The 21,832-nt window shown below is 57.6% G+C and carries 15 protein-coding genes; 5 read left to right on the top strand and 10 right to left on the bottom strand.

Annotated features, from left to right (window positions below; translation table 11 throughout):
- Positions 1-85 precede the first annotated feature (85 nt).
- From NC979_RS15395 to NC979_RS15370, 6 genes are all read right to left on the bottom strand, one after another.
- Positions 86-898 (bottom strand): carbon-nitrogen hydrolase family protein, encoded by an 813-nt coding sequence (locus NC979_RS15395; protein ID WP_190515543.1) that lies wholly within the window; start codon positions 896-898, stop codon positions 86-88.
- 117 nt (positions 899-1,015) lie between these two features.
- Positions 1,016-1,765, bottom strand: coding sequence for a hypothetical protein (locus NC979_RS15390; RefSeq protein WP_190515542.1), 750 nt, complete (start codon positions 1,763-1,765; stop codon positions 1,016-1,018).
- A gap of 110 nt (positions 1,766-1,875) precedes the next feature.
- A complete protein-coding gene (locus NC979_RS15385) occupies positions 1,876-3,513 on the bottom strand; it encodes an acetolactate synthase large subunit (protein ID WP_190515541.1) in 1,638 nt (545 codons plus the stop codon).
- Between the two features lie 96 nt (positions 3,514-3,609).
- Positions 3,610-5,001 (bottom strand): NAD-dependent succinate-semialdehyde dehydrogenase, encoded by a 1,392-nt coding sequence (locus NC979_RS15380; RefSeq protein ID WP_190515540.1) that lies wholly within the window; start codon positions 4,999-5,001, stop codon positions 3,610-3,612.
- A gap of 329 nt (positions 5,002-5,330) precedes the next feature.
- The gene (locus NC979_RS15375) at positions 5,331-7,889 is read right to left on the bottom strand and encodes an EAL domain-containing protein (protein WP_190515539.1); all 2,559 of its coding nucleotides are present in this window, start codon (positions 7,887-7,889) and stop codon (positions 5,331-5,333) included.
- Between the two features lie 158 nt (positions 7,890-8,047).
- Entirely contained in the window at positions 8,048-8,254 is a 207-nt protein-coding gene (locus NC979_RS15370; protein WP_190515538.1) for a hypothetical protein, read from the bottom strand.
- A gap of 891 nt (positions 8,255-9,145) precedes the next feature.
- Between NC979_RS15370 and NC979_RS15365 the strand changes: the two genes are divergently transcribed.
- Entirely contained in the window at positions 9,146-10,216 is a 1,071-nt protein-coding gene (locus tag NC979_RS15365) for a septal ring lytic transglycosylase RlpA family protein (RefSeq protein ID WP_190515537.1), read from the top strand.
- 55 nt (positions 10,217-10,271) lie between these two features.
- On the opposite strand, the gene NC979_RS15360 is transcribed toward NC979_RS15365, so the two are convergent.
- From NC979_RS15360 to glnT, 4 genes are all read right to left on the bottom strand, one after another.
- Positions 10,272-11,324 (bottom strand): Rieske 2Fe-2S domain-containing protein, encoded by a 1,053-nt coding sequence (locus NC979_RS15360; RefSeq protein ID WP_347403890.1) that lies wholly within the window; start codon positions 11,322-11,324, stop codon positions 10,272-10,274.
- Positions 11,325-11,495: 171 nt separating this feature from the next.
- Positions 11,496-13,364, bottom strand: coding sequence for an ATP-dependent zinc metalloprotease FtsH4 (gene ftsH4 / locus NC979_RS15355; RefSeq protein WP_190515534.1), 1,869 nt, complete (start codon positions 13,362-13,364; stop codon positions 11,496-11,498).
- Positions 13,365-13,564: 200 nt separating this feature from the next.
- Positions 13,565-13,852, bottom strand: a complete 288-nt coding sequence (locus tag NC979_RS15350) for a YkvA family protein (RefSeq protein ID WP_190515532.1) — start codon at positions 13,850-13,852, stop codon at positions 13,565-13,567.
- Positions 13,853-14,388: 536 nt separating this feature from the next.
- Positions 14,389-15,714 carry a type III glutamate--ammonia ligase gene (glnT, locus tag NC979_RS15345; RefSeq protein WP_190515529.1) on the bottom strand — a complete coding sequence of 442 codons (1,326 nt, stop codon included), beginning with the start codon at positions 15,712-15,714 and terminating at the stop codon, positions 14,389-14,391.
- Between the two features lie 300 nt (positions 15,715-16,014).
- On the opposite strand from glnT, the gene NC979_RS15340 reads away from it, so the two are divergent.
- The 4 genes from NC979_RS15340 (at position 16,015) to NC979_RS15325 (ending at position 21,718) form a co-directional block, all read left to right on the top strand.
- The gene (locus NC979_RS15340) at positions 16,015-16,584 is read left to right on the top strand and encodes a hypothetical protein (protein WP_199308666.1); all 570 of its coding nucleotides are present in this window, start codon (positions 16,015-16,017) and stop codon (positions 16,582-16,584) included.
- A gap of 281 nt (positions 16,585-16,865) precedes the next feature.
- Positions 16,866-17,603 (top strand): type 1 glutamine amidotransferase, encoded by a 738-nt coding sequence (locus tag NC979_RS15335; RefSeq protein WP_190515527.1) that lies wholly within the window; start codon positions 16,866-16,868, stop codon positions 17,601-17,603.
- Between the two features lie 379 nt (positions 17,604-17,982).
- Positions 17,983-18,717: a FecR family protein gene (locus tag NC979_RS15330; RefSeq protein ID WP_242023867.1), complete on the top strand. Its 735-nt coding sequence runs from the start codon at positions 17,983-17,985 to the stop codon at positions 18,715-18,717.
- Positions 18,698-21,718, top strand: coding sequence for an EAL domain-containing protein (locus NC979_RS15325; protein ID WP_190515523.1), 3,021 nt, complete (start codon positions 18,698-18,700; stop codon positions 21,716-21,718). Before NC979_RS15330 ends, NC979_RS15325 begins: the two co-directional genes overlap by 20 nt.
- The last annotated feature ends 114 nt before the right edge of the window (positions 21,719-21,832 follow it).

Raw genomic sequence — 21,832 nt, 5'->3', positions numbered from 1 at the left:
GTCCCGTCCAATGTACATGAAATTACTTCTACTGAAGAGTTAACCGGGATCGTTCCAATGGCTGTTTTGCTGAGGGAAACAGGTCTTAGGGAAAGACGCGGTGGGCCAATGCGGGCATTTGGCGACGCACCTGGGAAATGCGATCGGGGTTGATTTCGGCGATCGCAATCCCCTTATCCACGCCAGCATCGGCCAGCACCATGCCCCAGGGGTCAATAATCATGGCGTGCCCGTGGGACTGGCGACGGGCGTTATGGAAGCCGGTTTGGGCCGGAGCAATCACATAGCAGGTGTTCTCAATCGCGCGGGCTTGCAGCAAAATTTGCCAATGGTCTTTGCCGGTAAACTCGGTAAAGGCGGCAGGTACTACTAGCACCTCGGCCCCCTGCTGCGACAGGTGGCGATACAGCTCCGGAAAGCGCACGTCGTAGCACACCGACAGGCCCAAAATACCAAAGGGCTTAGATGGAAAAACATCGGGCAGCAGGTGCCCAGAAATAACGGTGTTGGACTCGCGGTAGGTGTTGCCGTCGGGCAGGTTGACGTCGAACAGGTGCACCTTTTCGTAGCGCATCAGCTCTTGCCCCTCGGGGGAAACTAGCAGGGCAGTGTTAAAGACTTTGCCCTCTTTGGCGGGCACGGGGTATCCGCCGCCAATCAGCGTCACCTGGTAGCGCTGGGCCATGGTTTTGAGAAACGCTTCGCTGGCCTGACTGATGGTGTCGGCCTGGGCGATTTTTGCGTCTTCGTCGCCCAAAAACGAAAAATTTTCGGGAAGGCTGACCAGTTCTGCCCCCTGACGCACTGCCAGGTCAATTAGCTCTTCGGCCTGGGCCAAATTTTTGGCCAAGTCTGGCACACTGGTCATCTGTACGGCGGCGGCCCGATACGCTCTCATAAATTACCTGGCTGGAGTTGAAGAAACTGGAACCGCTGAGTTCCATAGACTTCAATTTTATTCGCTTGGGGGAACGTTTATCCTGTTGCCCCAAAACAGCCGCGGAATTACTGAGGGTTAGGGTTCGGCTACAACCGTGATGGTGAGAGCATCTGGTGCGGCACTGAGGGTGACTGGAGTATCGGCGGGTAAGGTTGGAGGCTGATTGCGCTGCACATCGCGCAGCCCCTCTAATAGCCAGGGCTGCGCAGCGGTTTCGGGGGCGGCAAGGCTTAAAAACTGGTTGGCGTAGACCACTTGAGCCATGGTCAGGGCGCTGCCCTGCTCGCTGCGGGCTAAGACCAGAGTGGCGCGATCGCTGGTAAGTTCTACCGTGGCCAGGCCATCGGCAGACTGGCCGACCGTGCGGTTGGCCGGACCGGAGGAAAAGCTAAAAGATGGTTCGGCGGCAGTCAGAGCCTTTTGTAGATCACTGGCAACGGTACCACCGTCAGGGCTGGCTTTGGCAAGGCGATCGCCCGCGATCGCCCGATTGCCTCGATACTCCTCTGCTTTGGCCTGTGCTTGGGCGTAGTTGGCATCGGTGGTTGGCACGGTCTCTAGGGCCGCGATCGCCTGATCCCACAAATCGCTCACCCGCTGCCAGTCGGCCTGGGTCTGAGCGGTCTGAGCCGCGACTGCGGCCTGCCAACCCAAGTCAGTGCCCTGCTGCCAGGGCGAAATGGAAAGATTGTTGAGGGACAGCTCGGGTTCGGGGGCAGGGCCGCTAGCCACCGGCAGGTACGACATGCCAATGAGGACGGCGGCGATCGCGCCCACCCCGCCAATACTGCAAACCAAAGGCGACTTAGCCAGATTGAGCCTCATAGAAACCTTGCCCTGTGTAGACCCTTAGTGTTTCAGCGCTACTGGGTCGCCAACCGGGAGGTTTTAGCGAGGTTTTGGGTTTAAGGCCGCCCTTTAACCTCAAAACCCTTTTAGATCAAACAGTTAAGATCGCCCGCTTTCTGGCTAAACAGCAGGTTTTCGCGGTAGTCCACTGGGCAGTCAATTACCGCCGGCACATCGTCTTCCAATGCCTGCTTCAACGTCGGAATAAAGTCCTCCGCCGACTCAATCCGGTAGCCCTTGAGGCCCATAGCCTCCGCCAGTTTCACAAAGTCGGGGTTGGTGAAGTGAATGTAGGTTGACTCGCCGTAGTAATTCATCTGCTTCCACTCAATCAGCCCATAGCCACCGTCATTAAAGATGATGGTGACAAAGGGGGTGCCCACCCGCAGGGCTGTTTCTAGCTCCTGGCAGTTCATCATGAAGCCGCCATCGCCGGTTACCGCCACCACTTTGCGGTTGGGGTGCACCAGCTTGGCCGCCAGCGCTCCCGGTAGGGCAATGCCCATGGCCGCAAAGCCGTTTGAAATCAGACAGGTGTTGGGGCGCAGGCAGTGGTAGTTGCGGGCCATCCACATTTTGTGGGCCCCCACGTCAGAAATCACAATGTCTTCGGCGTCGAGCACCTGGCGCAGGTCGTAGATTAGCTTCTGGGGCTTGATTGGGAAGCCGTAGTCGTCGGCATACTGCTCGTAGTCAGCGCGAATTTCGTCGCGAATTTTGAGACTGTGGGGTTCGGGGCGACCCTGGCGCTTCACCCGCTTGAGAATTTCTTCTAGCGAGTCTGAGATGTCGCCAATCACTTCGACCTTAGGAATGTAGCTGCTGTCAACCTCAGCGTGGGTGAGGTTGATGTGCAGAATGGGCAGCTTGCCGTCAGGGTTCCACTTTTTAGGCGAATACTCGATCAGGTCATAGCCCACGGCAATGATCAGATCGGTCTGCTCCATGGCGCAGGTGATGTAGTCGCGCTGCTGCAACCCAATCGCCCACAGCGCTAGCGGGTGGGTGTAGGGAATTACGCCCTTGCCCATGAAGGTGTTGGCCACCGGAATGTTGAGCTGGGTAGCAAACTCGGTCAGGGCTTCGCTAGCACTGGCGCGAATGGCACCGTTGCCCACCAAAATCATGGGGTTAGTGGCTTGGGAGAGCGCCACCGCCGCCTGCTGAATGCTCTGCAATGAGGCGTAGGTTTTCTCCTGGCTGTCTTTGCGCAGGGCGGCCCCGACCACCTCCATTTCGGCAATGTTTTCGGGCAGATCAATGTGCACCGCGCCGGGCTTTTCGGCCTGGGCCAGTTTAAAGGCCTTACGCACGATTTCGGGAGTAATGCTGGGTCGCACGATCTGAGCATTCCACTTGGTGACCGGGGCGAACATGGCCACTAGGTCAAGGTACTGGTGCGACTCAATGTGCATGCGATCGGTGCCCACCTGCCCCGTGATTGCCACTAGCGGGGCGCGGTCCAACGTTGCGTCGGCTACCCCAGTCATTAAGTTGGTCGCCCCCGGCCCCAGGGTCGAAAGGCACACCCCCGCCTTGCCCGTTAGCCGCCCGTAGACATCGGCCATAAAAGCCGCCCCCTGCTCGTGACGGGTGGTGATGAACTGAATCGAGGATCGCTTTAGGGCCTGGAGCAGCTGGAGGTTTTCCTCCCCTGGCAGGCCAAAAATGTATTCGACGCCTTCGTTCTCAAGGCACTGGACAAGCAATTCGGCGGTGTTCATAGATCGTGTCGGGGGTTAGAGGAAATGTGACGGTGGGGAAGGTGGGAGAGTGATGGGGTGTAGACGCGATAGCGACTTCCCGAAGGGTAGGGGTGGCTATTTGACCCAGACGGTTTTGATGTTGACGAACTCGTGAATGCCATGGCGGCCTAACTCGCGCCCGTAGCCCGATCGCTTAATGCCGCCAAAGGGCAGACGCGGATCAGATTTAACCAGTCCATTAATAAAGACTGCCCCAGCCTCTAGCTCGGCCATCAGTCGTTCCTGCTCAGCGAGGTCCTGGCTCCAGGCGCTGGCCCCCAGGCCAAAGGGAATGTCGTTGGCCCGCGCGATCGCCTCATCCAAACTACCCACACGAAACACCAGGGCCACTGGACCAAAGAACTCCTCCTGGTCGGCGGGGGTGCCGGGCGGCAGAGCGGCGAGAATGGTGGGCGGAAACCAGTTGCCGTTTTGCAGATCGGCGGGCAGCTGGGACTTCAGCGCTGCAACATCGCCGCCAATCAGCGCGGTGCCGCCCTGGGCCAGGCAGGCGTTGACCTGCTGCTCTAGCTCGGCGGCTATGTCGGGGGTGGCCAGGGGGCCAACGGTCACTCCTTCGTCGAGGGGGTTGCCCACGTTGAGCGCCGCGAATTTTTCGGTCATCCCCTGCTCAAAGCGCTCGGCGATCGCCTCATGGACGATAAACCGCTTGGCGGCAATGCAAGACTGGCCGGTGTTGAGCATGCGGGCGGTGGCAGCGGTGGCGATCGCCGCCTCCAGATCGGCACTGGGCATGACGATAAACGGGTCGCTGCCGCCTAGCTCCAGCACCGTCTTTTTGATCTGCTGACCGCAGGCGGCGGCCAGGCTGGCCCCAGCGGGTTCGCTGCCGGTGAGGGTGGCGGCTTTGATGCGATCGTCGGTGACCAGCTTAGCAATGCGATCGCCCCCAATCAGCAGCGTCTGAAACGCCCCCTCGGGCAGGCCAGCCTTCTGAAAAACTTCCTCGATCGCCAGGGCGCACTGGGGCACATTCGAAGCGTGCTTGAGCAGCCCCACGTTGCCCGCCATCAGCGCTGGGGCGGCAAAGCGAAACACCTGCCAAAACGGGAAGTTCCAGGGCATCACCGCCAGCACCGGGCCAATGGGCTGGTAGCGCACAAAGCTGCGGCTAGCGTCGGTGGTAGCGGGCTCGTCGGCTAAAAACTCGGCTCCGTGGTCGGCATAGTAGCGGCAGACCAGAGCGCTTTTTTCGACTTCGGCGATCGCCCCCACTAGGGGCTTGCCCATCTCCAAGGCCATGATTTTGGCGTAGGCAGCCTTGTTGTCATCGAGCACCTGGGCGGCCTGGTGCAGCCACCCGGCGCGCTGCTCAAAGGATGTCTGACGGTAGGTAGCAAAGGTCTGGGCGGCCAAGGCGAGCTTGTGCTCAATTTCGGCCTCGCTCAACGGTTCAAAACGCTTGAGCACCGCTCCGGTGGCGGGGTTAATACTGGCAATGGGCATGGTTTGACCTCCTGTTGGTCACTGAGGTCGGCGGTAGGGCTCTCGGTCGTTTCTATCACCACGGCTACCGCTGATCGCGGCGTCACCACCGCGATCAGCGCAGCAATTCGTCAGAATCGCGGGTAGCCCAGCTGGGTCTAAATCTCGACAACCCAGACTAGTTGGCATGTGGACTGTATCAGCTCTCAAAACGAGCGTAGCTTGACCGCCAACCTCTAAAACTAAGGCTCTCTATAACTGTGCCCTGAAGCACAAAAGCCTACTCCACCATCCTATTACTTCTGCACAAAACATAGTGTTATGTAACGATGACCAAACACCGCCTGTTTTCAAGCCTTTTGGGCTTCGTCAGGGGTGCCAACGGTGATCCAGGGCCAGGGGTTAGTCAATAGTGCCGTAGCCGCCTCACGGCCCAGGGGCTGAGAAAACAGGTAGCCCTGCCCACGTCGGCAGCCCATGGCCCGCAGTCGGTTGAGCTGGGTTTCGGTTTCAATACCTTCGGCTACCAGATCCATATTCAGCTTTTGGCCTAGGGCAATAATGGTGTGCACGATCTCGCGATCGTCGCCGCTTTGATCCATGCGGCCAACAAAAGACTGGTCGATTTTGAGCGTATCTGTGGGGAAACGATGCAGATAGCTAAGCGACGAATAGCCGGTGCCAAAATCGTCGATCGCCAGCTTTAACCCTAGCTGCTTCAGCCGATGCATCAGCTCTGTCGCCCCATCGACGTCCCGCATGATCATGCTTTCGGTAATTTCGAGCTGCACCTGCTTGCCCGCTAGATTGAGCTCATGCAGACAGGCCCCAAACTGATCCACCAGGTCAACTTGGTGCAGCTGCCGCCGCGATAAGTTAATGCTCATGGTCAAGGGATGGTCGGGAAACTGCTGCTGCCAGGCCTTGAGCTGGGCGCAGGCAGCCCGAAAGATCCACTGGCCTAGGTGCACAATCAGCCCGGTTTCCTCGGTCACCTGAATAAACTGCCCTGGCGACACAAAGCCCTCCTCAGGACGGTACCACCGCACCAGGGCCTCAAAGCCCGTAATGCAACCGCTCTGCAGACACACAATCGGTTGGTAGTGGAGCAAAAACTCGTTGTTTTCAAAGGCGCTGAGCAGGTGGCTTTCGAGTTCTAAACGACGCACCGCCTCTTCGTGCATAGTGCTGGCAAACACTTCGTAGCGGTACTCGTTCAGGGCCTTGGCCCGATACATGGCGGTATGGGCGTCACGCAGCAGGTCTTGGGGGCTGGGGGAATGTTCGCCATGGGCCATGGCAACCCCCATAGAGCTGGTTACCGAGAGCCGCCGCCGTGCGATCGAAAAGGGCTCTGACAGTTCGGTTTGCAAACGATTGAGCCACTGGTCTACGGTGGGCTGCTCGTGCACCGGCAGCAAAAAGGCAAATTCATCACCACCCACCCGCGATAGCTGCGCCGACGGGGGCAAAAACTGTCGCAGCCGCTGACCCAGGGTTTGCAGTACGCGATCGCCCACAACGTGCCCAAAGGACTGGTTGATCAGCTTGAAGCGATCGATGTCTAAGAACACCACCGTCACTGCACTGGCGGGTTTTTGGCAGAGAGCCCGCTGCACTTGCAGCACAAACATGTCTCGCCCCGGTAGCAGGGTGAGCTGGTCGTAGCTGCTGCGGTACAGCACCTTTTGAGTCAACACCAGCCCCAGGGCCAGCAAAAAAGCTGCCACGGGTTCTACCGTAGGTACCCATAGCATGTTGGCCAGGGCTAGGCCGCTCAGGCTCCAAATGCCCAAAACCATACTGCCGCTGAGCAACAGCAGCATGGGTGGCCGGCGCACCTGCCAGCCTATTACCCCAGCCGCTAGGGTGCAGCCCAGCAGCCAGAAAAATTCGCCCCACTGGGGCAAAAAACGGTAGAGGGTGGGTTCACCTGCGATCGCATCGAGTAGCTGGCTAATGCTCTGGGCATGCACCTCCACCCCAGCCATCACAAACCGAGCTGAATGCTCGTGGCTAAAGGGCGTATAAAACTCATCCTTAAGGCTAGAAGCGGTAGAACCAATCAGCACAATTTTGCCGCGCACCCAGTCGGGGGGCACCGCTCCGGCAAGCACCTGGGTAATGGTTAAAGTTGGGGCTGGTTCGTAGGGAGTGCGGTACTTCATCAGCACCTGATAGCCCCGGTCATCAATATTGGCATAGCCGCCATTCCTAGCCAGCAGGGCTGGAAATTCAGCCTCCCCAATGCGCAGCAGATCGTTGCCTCGATCGACTTGAAATTCTAAATCGGCGTGATAGGCCAGCACCACCCGCAGCGGAAACGAGTAGGCAGGATTGTTGGGTGTGGATACGTACAGCAGGTTGCGGCGCAGCACCCCATCCGGGTCAATGGCTAAGTCGTTAAATCCCACCTGGTCGGCGGGCCAGGTAGCGGGAGCGGGCACCTCAATGCTAGTGCCCTGCTTGCCCACGTTGAAGATGCCAATCACCTTTGAGGAATCGGCAAAGGCTTGGGCAAGGGCCGTCTGACCTGGCATGTCCTGGGGGGTGTTGCGGTACAGATCGAGCCCCACTACCGCTGGCTCATGGCGCTGCACCTCGGCAATAATATCGGCCACCACCTGGTCAGACAGGGGCCAACCGTAGGCCTCTAGATCAGCCTCGGTCACCTCTACAATTAGCAGCCGCGGGTCTGAGGTCTGCTGAATCAATAGCCGGGTCAGCAAGTCAAAACTAGAGGTTTCTAAGGATTCAAACAGCTGTAGCCGCTTGCCCGCAGACACCAGTGTGAGGGCGAGCAGGCTAGAAACCAGCACGGCTCGACTGCCAAAATTAATAGGTTTAGAAAAACGGGAGGCCCACTGTTGGAGCTGCTGCCTAAACGGCCAGACCCGGAAATGCACCATGGATTGAACCGACAACGGTAGGAGTGGCAATGGCAGGCATTGACTCGTAATTCCCTGAATACAGAGATATACAGGAAATAAGGGCGCTATCCGGAAATCGCTCCCACCGAATCGGTCCCTGTGTCCCGTGGCATCGTCAGCCTGCTAAGCCACAGCCTTTAAGCCATAGTGTCATTGTGTTGGTTGTTAACCCAGTGGGTGCCGCCCCCCCGCCGCTGGCCTGGAAACTCGTCTCGGTTGCCGCTGGCCTGCTGCTCAGCCTCCAGGCTGGGCCAGTGAAGAAGTAGCAAACTTAACACGCTCAACCCCACCAATAACGCGGTACCACTGGGCCAAATAAAGACTCGAATCAGTGTTGCCTTCATAGCTGGAATTGAACCTGAATAGTGATGGAACCCCTGCTCTCCCGCTGGCGAAAGCTCGTTTCAACGAACGTTCTACGCTGCGAGGGGCATAGTGTGATTCTTCACTCGCTAAGTTATATTCGATACTTTACTGGCCGAGCTTTCACTGAAGCTTTATGGAGGGGTAAAGCTAAGTCAGCCTGGAGCTAACCTAGTCTTCAAACCGAGATGAGGGTCTGGTTGCTCGTTGTGCTTGGCGATCGCTCACCGCTGAGCCTTAAAAACTTGTTAAGGGAAGGCCCTACTCAACCATTCCACAGATATGCTGAACGCAAGATACCTCCTAACTGCGTCTCCAGCCCCGTCTGACTCCCTTCGTTGGCGTCACTTTGATGGGGCTGCTACTTTGGGAAGCCACTTCGGAAAGCTACTGGGCTGATGGCAGAAACCCTATAAACCCTATTAGGTGAGGCCTGGGGTGCGAGTTGCTAAGCAATCTGTTCCGGAATCGCACCTTGAACGCATTTTTCAGCTGCATTAAGTGAATTGTCTATACTCTGCTGCGATCGCAGGTTTGTTCTTTGTGTTTATGCTTGAGCGCGATCGCTCTCCTCCATCTATAGGAGGAAATGCTTCTCTATCGGTAGCGAGATTTTTCTTTACTCTAAAGAACGTTATTAGTGTGTGATTGCAGATACAAATTTTAAGTGATAGGCTAAAAAAACTAGTCGCAACCTTGCGAATAGACGTTTTATGCCTTTTATGCCTTAAAAACCCAGTTTTTGCCTTAGTTGCTGAGCAAGCGCAACACCTAAGGTGGCTTTTTGTCTTGCCCGTGGCTCAAGCTTGTGGCTGACTTCATCCCTGGATGAAATTAGCGGAGCCGGGGCGTCGCTTTCTGCACACGCATAAATGACGTTATTTGGACTTTTCTGGGCTGCGTTTCTACCGCATTATCTCAATCCTTTCAACCCACCTGCCCCTCTAGTACTGCAAACGGCTAACGCCAACGCAGTGGCTCATGGGCAGCGTCAGCCTGCGGTAGATTTAAGAGCTTCTCCCTACTCTCCCCTGCATCTACAATCCGCTATTCACAAGCCCCTTCAGTTGTTTCCCCAGCTGGGTTGGCCGCAGACGGCGGCTGTGGATTGGCGCCTCTGGAGAGCTACCGCCGCTGTGGCCGTAGTCGGCCAGGGAACAAACGCCCACGTTAGCAGCGGGGTAACTCAGATTGCCCCGACTCCCGTTGCCTGTGGCAAATTAGCTGCGGCAAACGCTAGCGCTCCAGCAAAAGGATTTACTATTCGGGTCAAGAATGTAGCGATTGGGCAGGTGCCGTCGCGTCCGGCGGCGGACCAGGTTGCCCGTCAGATTCGCCAAGCGGTGCCTCAACTAGAGGCCAACCCCAACGGGCTAACCCCTAAATTAAGCCAGGCTCTGGCCGCCGCGCAGGTCGATGGCAAAACCGTGTTTGTGTTGCCTGGCGCAATGTCAGCTCAGGCTAGTTCAGTCAGTGCATCCAACCCTAGCCAGACTGCCTTGCAAGCGACCGCCTGGGTCAACAATCTGCGTCTGGCCTTTGGGGGGTCTCCTCTAGAGCCCAGCCAGGTGCAAATGGTGGCCCACGGCCTGGGTGAAACCCGCAAGACGTTTAACGGCACAGCGTCTTGGTATGGGCCTTACTTCCATGGACGGCAGACGGCTACCGGTGAAACCTTCAACCAGAACGACCTGACAGCGGCCCACAAGACCTTGCCCTTCGGCACCTTTCTCAAGGTGCGCAACCAGCTTAACGGTAAGAGCGTGGTTGTACGTATCAACGATCGCGGTCCATATATCGGCGATCGCTCTCTCGATCTGTCCTATGCTGCTGCCCGGTGTCTGGGGAGCGATCGCGTGGGGTTGATTCCCTATCAGGCGACAATTCTAGCGCCGGGAGTTCCCCAGGCATGGCGATCTGATGTGGTAGCTACCCTACCCTAGAGTGTGGGCGGATTGACAGAGATGGGGGTTCCGACGACGTGGAGCCAAACGTACTTTAGGCTCGCCATTTGAGCAGCTGCGTTTTGACGGGGGTGGCAAACTCGCGGTCTTCCGTTTGGGAGCGCTGGTACTCTTTTTTGAGCTGGTAATACCACCGAGCGAGGGTGTCAGAGTCTTTGATCAGCCGCAATACGGTCTCATGCTTGAGCCCCTCCTGCTGCTTAATGACGACGTCGCGGTCTTGGCCTAAAAAGGAGCGAATCATCAGGGGCAGAATCGGCTTGAGCAGGTTGCCCCAGGGGAGATCCCAGTACAGCTCAAAGGTGACGTCGGTTTGGTCGTCGGTGAGGGGGGTGACGGTGGTCAAGTTCACCACCCGGTGTTTTGAGGTGGTGGTCTCTTCAGTGCGGACGCCGGGCAGGTAAAAGATGATTTCGTTGTCGGGCACACCGCCAATTAACCAGTAGCCGTAGCCCATGTTCTCGCCCATGCGGTGCTTGCGCATGGTAAACCCGTAGGGCGAAGGGTCAAACCACTTGATCTCATCGTTGAGGGTAGCCCCGCGCCACCACCAGGAGCGATGCACAAAGGGGGAGTGGGCCGGATCCATTAGCCCCACCACGGCATGGTCGATGTAGCAGGGAAACCGCATGGTGTAGGTAACGCTTGGGCGAACGTCGTCGCTAAAACCGGGCACCCGGGGCACTTCGAAGCGCGGAGGTTGGGGGTTGTCGCGATCGCTCACATAAACCCACAGGTTGCCCTGCACCTCTTTGACCTCGTAGGAATTCACGTCAAAGCGGCTCAGATCCATCTGCTGTTCCGGCATCAATGATGGAATCTCGGTGCACTGGCCGTTTTCGTTAAAGCGCCAGCCGTGGTAGCAGCACTCAACCTCGGTGCCGTCGAAACGGCCACAGCTGAGGGGCACGGCCCGGTGAGGGCAAATATCGCGGATGGCAAAGGCTTTGCCCTGGTTGGTGCGACCAAACAGAATTGGCTCGTTAAGCAGGGTTTTGGCCACCATCTTACCCGCCTTCAGCTCGTGGCTGGGCATGGCATGGTACCAGATGTTGCGCAGCAGGTAGATGTCGTTAACGGCAACCACAGGTTTTTTGGAAAGTTAGGGATTGAGGCGATTAATACTGTAGCAGAGGCTTGGTAGTGGCGAAGGTCTAGCTTGGGCCAGTTCGGAGCACGTCTCGCAGCTGCGCTTTTACAACAATTGCCCCAGCCTGTGCAAGCCAGGTTGGGGCAATTGTCAACTATTCAATAGCTCTTAACCAACTAGTTGGGGTTCCTGTACCTGCTTGAGCTGTTCGCGCAGGGGCGGGCCTTCGATCACCTCGTCCTCTAGCAGCTGCTGGGCTAGGGTCTCTAGCAACTCGCGGTTCTGCTTGAGAATGTCGAGGGCACGCTGGTGGCCTTCTTCAACGATCGCCTTCACCTCTTCGTCGATCGCCTTGGCCGTTTCTTCGCTGATGGGGCGGCGAGCATTGGGCGTGCCGCCATCGAGGAAAGCGTTACGCTGGGCGCGATCGTAGGCGAGGGGGCCGAGCACCTGGCTCATGCCGTAGGTGGTGACCATCTGCTCAGCCAGGTCAGTGGCCCGCTGAAGGTCGTTGGATGCTCCGGTGGTGATGCTGCCGAAGATGATTTCTTCGGCCGATCGCCCGCCCAGCAGAGTAGCAATTTGCCCCTTCAGCTCGGCCTCATCGCGCAGAAAGCGGTCTTCGGTGGGCAGCTGGAGGGTATAGCCGAGGGCGGCCATACCGCGCGGCACAATGGAGATTTTTTCAACCTCGTCGGTGCCGGGCATCATAGCGCCAACTAAGGCGTGGCCGACTTCGTGGTAGGCGACAATTTTCTTTTCTTTGTCGTTAAGCACACGGCTCTTTTTCTCTAGACCGGCGACGACGCGCTCGATCGCCTCGCCAAAGTCTTCTTGCTCGACTACGGTGCTGCCGCGACGGGCAGCCAGCAGGGCAGCTTCATTGACCAGGTTGGCCAAGTCAGCTCCGGCAAAGCCTGGGGTGCGAGTGGCGGTCGTCTTGAGATCGACGGTGTCAGCCAGCTTCACATCCTTAGCGTGGATCTTAAGGATGGCTTCGCGGCCTTTGAGATCGGGGCGATCGACCAGTACCTGGCGATCGAAGCGACCGGGGCGCAGCAGGGCAGGGTCAAGGGTTTCGGGACGGTTGGTGGCGGCTAGCACGATCACGGTGGTGCCACCGGCCTCGAAGCCATCCATCTCGGTGAGCAGCTGGTTGAGGGTTTGCTCACGCTCGTCGTTGCCGCCGTAGAAGCTGCTGCTGGAGCGGGATTTGCCGATCGCATCCAGCTCATCAATAAAGATGATGCAGGGGGACTGTTTCTTAGCTTGCTCAAACAGGTCGCGTACGCGGGAGGAGCCCACGCCTACAAACAGTTCCACAAACTCAGAGCCCGAAATGCTAAAGAAAGGTACGCCTGCTTCACCTGCGACGGCTTTAGCCATCAAAGTCTTACCGGTTCCTGGCGGGCCAACCAACAGCACGCCCTTGGGAATTTTGGCTCCCAGATCCGTAAAGCGCTGGGGAGTTTTGAGGAAATCGACAACTTCTACCAGTTCGGCTTTGGCCTCTTCGACACCGGCCACGTCATCAAAGGTAATTTTGCCTGCGTCGCCCTCGACGTAGACCTTGGCTTTGCTTTTGCCAATGGAAAGGGCGCCCTGGGGGCCACCGCCACCACGGGCCAAGAAGAATCGCCACACCCCAATAAAGATCAGTGGTGGAATCACCCAGCTCAGCAGGCTGCCAAACCACTGGCCCTTGGGCGGCGGCACGGCAGCAAACTCAACGCCGTTGTCTTCGAGTAGCTGGGGCAGCTGGAGGTCAAAAATGGGCGTTGTGCTGTAGACATCGCCCGCTTCACCAGTGGTGGCATCTTTGACTTGGTAGCGAATTTCGTTTTGCCCCACGGAGGCTCGTAATACCTCTTGCTCTTGCACCCGATGGATGAACATGCTGTAGGGTTCGCGGGCCGTTTGGCTGCCGAAGAACCCCGAGAACACAATGTTGAGCAGCAGGAGGCCAGTAGCGGCCCACAGGACGATGTTGGCAATTTGGCGCGATCGTGGCGGCTGAGGATTTTTGTTTACAGGCATAGCAACTTTAAATTTTGTAGTGAGCCAATCAAATGGTTGTCGGTTTTGACTGTTGGGATGGACGACTATCTCATCCCTCAGGCTTTTAACGGTTTGAAGACGTCGTTAAAGGCTATTTCCATAGTTGGCGTAGGGGCATTGCATTGTAATGCCCCTAATAGGGATGTTCGTCAGCGGATTGAGCTTTGCCCAGTCGCCCGTTAGTCATAGTTGACATCTACGGTGGTGTGAGCGGTCTCGGGGGCGTCGGCCTGGAGCCCAGAGCGTTTGTTATTCAACCCTGAAAGTGCAATCTGCGACATGGCAGCAATGAACAAAGAGGCTACCGCAGCATCGTCAATCCAGCCGATGATGGGGATGAAGTCGGGAGAAATGTCAATGGGGCTAAGCAGGTATAACAGCGTGGCACCGGCCAGAAGCCAGCGATACTTAGGATTATCAAGGGTGCGCTTATACCAGTCGTAGAAAGCTTGGGGAGAGGGGTTCATGGGTCCAAGGTTGAGTGCGATGGCTTTATGGTGCCATGGAACCCTTGGTTCTCTCTGTGGCGGATAGCCGCCCGCCAGCTAGGCGACGACCGAACTGATGAGGGAATTAATACCTGAGGTATAGGGTGCAGCAATAGCCCTCATACCTTGCACCCTATACCCCTGCTATTGACTGCCTTGCGAGTGCCAGCCGCGCGCCAAGCTAAAGGTTTTTTCCTGTGAAATTAGGGGCCGTGGGGTGCGTTTGTGTGGCGATGCAGTGGGACTAAGTGACGACTTAACTAACTGCTCGTTGAGAGAGTTTTGGGGAGAAAAGCCAAGCTTGCCGCTGGGGGGATTTCGGTCCCCCCAGACCCCTACGAGAAGGACGTTCCGTCGTCCTTCACCTCACGGAAAGGATTGACGGATCATCGGTTTAAACCTCTGCCTTGCCAAGCGTCTTATTTTTCTCTGCAATTGATTTGGGCAACCGTAGGGTGGGCACTGCCCACCAGCTACCTCTATGCCAGGGGCAGACGGTTGTTTGTTCGTGCCCTTTAGATATTCACGTACTGATCCATTTCCCAGGTGGTGATTTGGGCGTTGAAGGCGTTCCATTCCTTCGCTTTCATTTCTAGAAAGGTCTTGGCACCGAGTTCTCCCATCATGTCCATCAGCAGAGCGTCTTGCTTGAGGGCGGCCATGGCCTCGTAGAGATTGTGAGGCAGGGTTTGCAGGTTGGTGAACTCGTCGCCTCGGGCGAACAGGTTTTCGTCAATGCGCTGGCCGGGGTCAATCTGCTGTTTGATGCCCTCTAGACCGGCGGCTAGAAGGCCGGCGGTGGCTAGGTAGAGGTTAACGGCACCGTCGATCATGCGGCACTCGAACCGACCTTTGTCAGGAATGCGGATCAGGTGCGATCGGTTGTTGCCGCCGTAGGAAATGTAGCGGGGGCTCCAGGTGCTGCCAGAGGCTGTGGTACTGGCCCCCAGTCGACGGTAGGAGTTGACCGTGGGAGCACAGAGAGCAGCCAGCCCTTTGCCGTGGGCCAAGACACCGCCCAAAAAGTTGTAGCCGATGGGCGAAAGGCCGCCGTTGTCGGCACCTTCGGCAAAGACGTTGGTGTCGCCCTGCCACAGGCTGTTGTGGACATGGCCGCCGTTGCCAGTGATGTGGCTAAAGGGCTTGGGCATAAAGGTGGCGGTGAACCCGCGCTGCTCGGCGAGGGTTTTGACCATGTATTTGAAGAACACGTGGCGATCGCAGGTAGTCCGCGCATCGCTGTAGGTCCAGTTCAGCTCAAACTGACCGTTGGCATCTTCGTGGTCGCACTGGTAGGGCTGCCAGCCCAGGTCCTCCATATAGGTGACCAAAGTTGAGATTAGGTCAAACTGCCGCATCAGGTTGAGCTGGTCATAGCAGGGGCGATCGGCAGTGTCCTTAGGGTCAGCAATTTCATAGCCCTTCTCTGTCTGCCGCAGCAAAAAGAATTCTGCCTCTACCCCTGTTTTGTGGGTGTAGCCCAGCGCTGCTGCCTGATCGATCACTCGATTGAGTATCATTCGCGGGGCAGCCGGAAAGGGTTCGCCCTCAAAGTACACATCGCTGGCTACCCAGCCCACCGTAGGCTCCCAGGGCAGCTGAATTAGCGAGTCGGGGTCAGGCACCGCGGCGATTTCTGCGGCCTCCGGCCCCAGGCCCAGGTTGGAGGCAAAAGAGCAGAAAAACGCGCCGTCTTTTTCTACTGCAGCCATTTGAGTGGCGGGCACCAGCTTGGCTCGAGTGCCCCCTAACAAATCGGTGTAGGAAACTAGAAAAAACTTGATGCCGAGGGCCTTGGCCCTTTCTACTAGGCTCTGTGCTTGGGTTAGCATGCCGACCATAGAACGACTCCAGACGTTTCAGCTTAGTAAAACAGGCTGACGAAGTCGCTTTTGTCATTGTAGATACGGGTTGAGGTCGGTGGTGTTCTTTTCACGCGGGCAGCTTCAGCCGAGAACAGCACCGGTGTGGGCTGGCAGAACGGCGCTAACTCTCCCCAGTTGCATAGACAAATCTCTGCCATCCTGCCGGCGCATTTCAGCTGAGAAATTTCTAATCTGTGAACAGTTCTAAATGCAGAGCGTGAGGCTATTTAACGATGGCCCATGCAAGGCATTGTTGTTAGTACGGAAGTTAACACCATGGCAAGCGATAAGAACCTGGATCGCAATCCTGACACTAACCCCGATCCCATCACTGGGCAGCCTGGAGCACACCCCGTTGGCACTGGAGTAGGCGCGGCCGGAGTAGGCGCGATCGCCACTGCGGTCGGTGGTGCGGTGGGTGGCCCTGTGGGAGCCGTAGTTGGTGCAGCCGTTGGCGCTGTAGCTGGTGGGTTAGCGGGTAAAGGCGTTGCAGAAAAAGTTGATCCCACCGTGGAGGACGACTACTGGCGCACCAATTACAAAAATCGGCCATATGTGGAGGCTGACCACAGCTACGACGACTATAGCCCTGCCTATCGCACTGGCTATGAGGGCTACAACACCTACTCTGGTCAAGGTATGACCTTTACCCAGGCTGAACCCCATCTGCGGAAAGACTATGAAAGCCACAACGGCCGCCTTGGCTGGGAGAAGGCCAAGCACGCTAGCCAAGATGCCTGGCACCGGCTAGAGTCTACCGTCAGCCGTGACTCAGATCAGCAGGTTGACGATCGCCGCAGTGTTAACGACACCCACCGGACCGATGGCACCACCGGCATGCTGTAACCCCCTAGGGGCAGGCTACCTGAAATAGTTTCTCGCCAACCGCTGAGCAGTAACTCTGACTCGGCGGTTGGCGATCGTAGGGCACCTTTGCTTTCCCCAAAAACTACTACCTAGAACAAAGTCACAAACGCCAGCGAGTTGTTTGCCAACCTCGAAGAATTCTGGGATAACTTGATATGACAAGCTTGATGGTATGCCCCCCGGGGGCATTTGAGTTAAGCTTAGCTACTCTTGCTGCACAAGATTTCACCCCAAGCGTCTATCAAAGGCCGGGTTCATCTATGGATATTTTGGTCGTTCAACATGTCGAAGCCGACCCTGTGGGCATTTTAGGCCGATATTTAGAGGTCAAAGGAGCCTGGCTGCACACCTGGTTAGTACCCCAGAGACCGACTCCGCCCTATGGCTATTACGACGCTCTAATTGTGCTCGGCGGCCAAATGAACGCCTGCGAAGACGACAACTTTCCTCACCTAGCGCGAGTTGCAGAGCTAATTCGCGAATTTCATAGTCAGGGCAAGCCAGTGTTGGGCATTTGCCTAGGGGCTCAGCTCATTGCCCGTGCCTTTGGCAGCCGAGTTTATCAAAACGAGGTTCCAGAACTTGGCTTTACGCCCCTATTCCCAACCGCTGCCCCTGAGGAACCCTGGCTGCAAGATTACCCACCGGGGATGCCGATGATGCAGTGGCACTTTGATACCTTTGATCTGCCAGTCGGGGCGAAACTGCTGCTCACTAACAGTGCCTGCAAAAATCAGGCTTTTCGCATCGGCAGCAATATCTATGGCCTACAGTTTCACCCCGAAGTCACCCCGCAAATAGTGATGGACTGGATAGCCTCAAATACTGAATGGATTGAGGCTAACTATCCCAACCTGTTTGAGCAATTGCGGGAGCAGCTGGTGCTGCATTGGGTTCAGTCGGCCCAGTTCACCGAGAAGCTAGCCAACGCCTGGTATGACCAGGTAGTGACTTCGGCCCAAACAAGGTCATTACTTCAGCAAAGCAGCCCAATTTAACTTGCGTCGGTTGAGCCTTGCGAAGAAGAAAGAGGTGCAACAATTGCTACACAGCTTTTTGACGACCTGTATAGCTAGTTGATAGGCCGATAAGCGGTAGTGAAACTGTAAAGGTTAAGTCTTTTAGCAGCCTAGAACCAAAGCTGATATCGGCGTAAGCGGGTAGAGAGCCTCAAGAATTACTACGTCGGCTAACGTATGTAAAGAGAGATCATGGTAAAAAGTACACATGATCAATCATCTACTACGGCCAATTGCCTCCGCTTCAAAGACGCGTTCCTCGTGGTGGCGAAAGCTGGCCCTAGTTGGAATCAGTATTATTGCGGTTGTATCTGTATCCTTTGCTACTCAAGCTATACCTGTTCGAGTGGAGAGAGGGATGTCGCTGAGACAGCTACAGGGAGAGGTGACGCTGCTGCGTTCCAACAGCACTAGCCCTGCTCGGGCGGGCGATCGCCTCGGTCAGGTCGGTGACGGGTTGCGGACGGGGTCGCGATCGACCGCGGTTTTAGACGTAGATACTGACCTCGGCTCTTTGCAGGTTTCAGAGCGTACCGAGCTGCGCATTCGCACCCTCGAGACGGCCGCCGATGGTGGGCGCATTACCCACCTTAATGTGTCGCGGGGGCAGGTGCGTACTCAGCTGCGTCGCTTTACCAACCAAGGCTCTGAGTTTGAGATCGAAACCCCCGCCGGCATTAGCGGCGTACGGGGGACGGAGTTTGGCGTCAGCGTGCAGGACGACGGCAAGACTGGCATCGCCACCCTCTCCGGAGCGGTAGAAACCAGCGCCGTTGGGGCGTCGGTGCCGGTGCCTGGGGGCTACCAAAACTTAATCTTGCCCGGCGAACCTCCCACCCAGCCAGTACCCCTGCGGGATGATTCGGGTCTAGAGTACGAGCGCACCGTATCGTTTCAGGGGAACACTCGCGTTGTCACGCTCACGGGTCGAGTCGACCCCGTCAACACCGTATTTGTCGATGGTGCCCCCCAACTTGTCGATCGCCAAGGTGAATTTCGCCTGACCCGGGTGGCAACAGCCCGACTGCGAGTTGAGGTTGTAGTGATTACTCCCCTTGGCCGCCAGGAAGTCCATGAGATCTATCTTCTCTAGCCGGTTTCGGCGAGGGTTAGAATCGCTGCTGACGTTGACTGCTGCCAGCCTGTTGGTTGTGAGTTTGAGCGAGCTGGGCCTGCTCACGCCCCTGGTGCAGGCCGAGTATGGGCTACGCTTCCGACTGTGGGGTGAGCGACCCTGGGCTGACCAGGTGGTGCTGATTGCCATTGACGAACCCAGTTTAGACGCGTTGGGAGCGTTCCCCTGGCCGCGTCGCCGCTACGCTGAGCTGATGCAAGGTTTGCAAAGAGGCCGCCCCCAGGTGGTGGTGTTCGACCTGCTGTTTAGCGACCCCAGCCCCGATGATGCGGTGTTTGCCGAGGCGATCGCCACTCATTCTGCTGTCATCCTAGCCTCCGCCTGGGATCGCGACGGGCGTCCCCTAGGGCTAAACCCGACGCTAACTGAGGCGGCTTTGGCCACTGGCCATATTTTGCAGCGCCACCAGGGTGGCTACATCCACAGCGTTGAGCCGATGGTGGGCCACCGGCCCGCCCTAGCTATTGCCACCGCAGAAGCCCTCAGCCTTACCCAGCAGGCCGTCTCCCTACCCCCTCTAGATCGCCCGCTCTGGGTTGACTGGCCCGGTCCGACCAAGGCGCTGCCCACCTACTCTTTTGTGGATGTGCTGGAGGGTCGGGTGCCCTTCCAAACGTTTGAGGGCAAGGTTGTGCTAATTGGGGCCACGGCCCTGGGGCTCGACGATTGGGCGACCCCCTTCAATGTTGATCCGCCTGCTAGTGGCATCTATCTGCACGGAGCCCTGATCGATAACCTGCTGCTCCAGCGCTGGTTAAGACCGGTGGCTGGTGGCTGGGCCGGGGCGATCGCCCTGGCCCTAGCCCTGAGCTTGAAGCTACAGCGGCGACAGGGAACGTTTTGGCAGCAGGGGGCGCTGGTCGGCGGCCTGGTCGCAGGCTGGTGGGGAACTGCCCTAGTGCTCATGGGCGCTAACCTGTGGTTGCCGGTGGTGGGTCCGGGGCTGCTGCTAAGTACCGTTGGCGGCCTGACCCTGGGTCAGCACTGGCTGCGACAGACCCGCTGGCTGCGGCAGATGACAACGGCATTACAGCATCGTCACTCACCCGAGGTGCTGCTGCCCAAGCCCCCAACTTCCGCCGCTGCTCTCGATCAGACTGGCTTAGTGCCCCAGGGCGATCGCGCCTCGGATTTAACCCAGCTAGTCGAGTTGACTCAGCAGCTGGGGCGATCGCAGGCAATTCAGGCGGCCATTGCCCGCAGCCTGCCCCTAGGGTTAGTGGCGGCGGCGGCGGATGGCACCGTGTGGTTTGCCAACCCCTTAGCCACCGAATGGTTGGATTTAGCGGCGGGCGATCGCTTGGGCTTGGCCCTGCCGCCCGACTGGTTTGAGGGCGACGCTTGGGAGCAGCTGTGGGAGCGGGTCTGTCGCGGTCAAGCGGTAACGCATCAGCTGCGCCAGCGGGGCGATCGCTGGTACGAGCTGCGGCTAGAATCGCTGGCTGTCGGTGCCAGCCCCCCCGCCGATTGGCCACAGGGAGCCATTGTACTGTTTGAGGACATCACCTACCGCCAGCAGATGGAAACCGAGCTGCGGCGGCTCAACGATAGCCTAGAAAGCCAGGTGGAAGTGCGTACGCGGCAGCTAGAGCAGCTCAATCGATCGCTCCACGAGCAGATTGCCGAGCGCCAGCTGGCCCAGCATCAGCTGGCTTACGAGGCGCTGCACGACCCGCTCACCGGGCTACCCAACCGTCGTCAGTTTTTGAGCCACCTGGGCGAGCAATTTGGCCTACCCGAGCCGGGGCTGTACGCGGTGCTGTTTCTTGACTGCGATCGCTTCAAGTTGATCAACGACTCCTTTGGCCACTGGGTGGGGGATGAACTGCTGAAGCGGGTGGCCACCATTGTGCAGGAGTGCGTGCGCCCCACCGACGTAGTAGCCCGGTTTGGCGGCGACGAGTTCACTATTCTGCTGACGACCCTTGACCAGGCGGGGGATGCGATCGCCGTGGCCCAGCGCATTCGCCAGCGGTTTACCGAAGCGCTGCACATCCAAGAGCACCAGCTATTCACTAACACCAGCATTGGCATTGTCATAGGCGGCCCCGACTACCAGCACCCCGACGAGCTGCTGCGCGATGCCGACACTGCTATGTACCAGGCCAAAATCAACAACCAGGGCTATGCCCTATTTGAGCCGGGCATGCACCTCGACGTGCGTCGCTCGCTCCAGATTGAGACTGCCCTCAGGCTGGCCCTAGAGCGGCAAGAATTTCAGCTCCACTACCAGCCGATCCTGAACCTCGATACCCAGCAGCTGATGGGGTGCGAAGCCCTGCTGCGCTGGCTGCACCCCGACCGGGGGCTGCTGTTCCCCGACGACTTCATTGCTATTGCCGAAAACACGGGCATGATGGCGGCGATCGGGGCCTGGGTGCTTCGAGAAGCCTGTACCCAAATGCAGCGCTGGCGACGGCGTAGCCTGATCAACGCCGATGCTGTCGTTAGCGTCAATCTGTCAGCGCTTCAGTTTGCTCAGCCCGATTTTTTGGCCCAGGTTGACAGCGTCCTCGCCGACAGCGGCCTGCCCGCGGATAACCTTAAACTCGAGATCACCGAGACCGTCGTGATTCAAAATCCTGAGCAAGTGGTACCGATCATTAAAACCCTGCGCGATCGCGGCATTCGCCTCAGTATTGACGACTTTGGCACTGGCTACTCTTCCCTTGGCTACCTGCAACAGTTGCCGGTAGATATTCTCAAAATCGATCGCAGCTTCATCGCCAACATTCATCACAGCTCACAGCAGTACGGCATCGTCGAAACCATCATTCACCTCGCGGCCCACCTGAATATTCAAGTCATTGCTGAAGGGATTGAGCAGTTCCCCCAGCTGGAGTCGCTCACTCAATTGGGCTGCAAATTTGGTCAGGGGTTCTTCTTTGCCCGCCCGCTGAGCGTCAGTCAATTCAGTCAATATTTACGCAACCGAGACAACGGGGAAGGCGGTTGGTGAGCCTATACCAAACAGGGCAGCAAGCCGGCCTAAGCTCGGATTTGCTGCCCTGGAGGTTGGAGGGCTACAGTGCGCCTCACCTTCTGCGTCGGGGTATTCCATCATGGTTCTCGA

This window comes from Leptolyngbya subtilissima AS-A7, from assembly GCF_039962255.1.
Lineage (GTDB): Bacteria > Cyanobacteriota > Cyanobacteriia > Phormidesmidales > Phormidesmidaceae > Nodosilinea.
The sequence above is the reverse complement of the archived record's forward strand: the minus strand, read 5'-3'. Positions and strand labels throughout refer to the sequence as shown.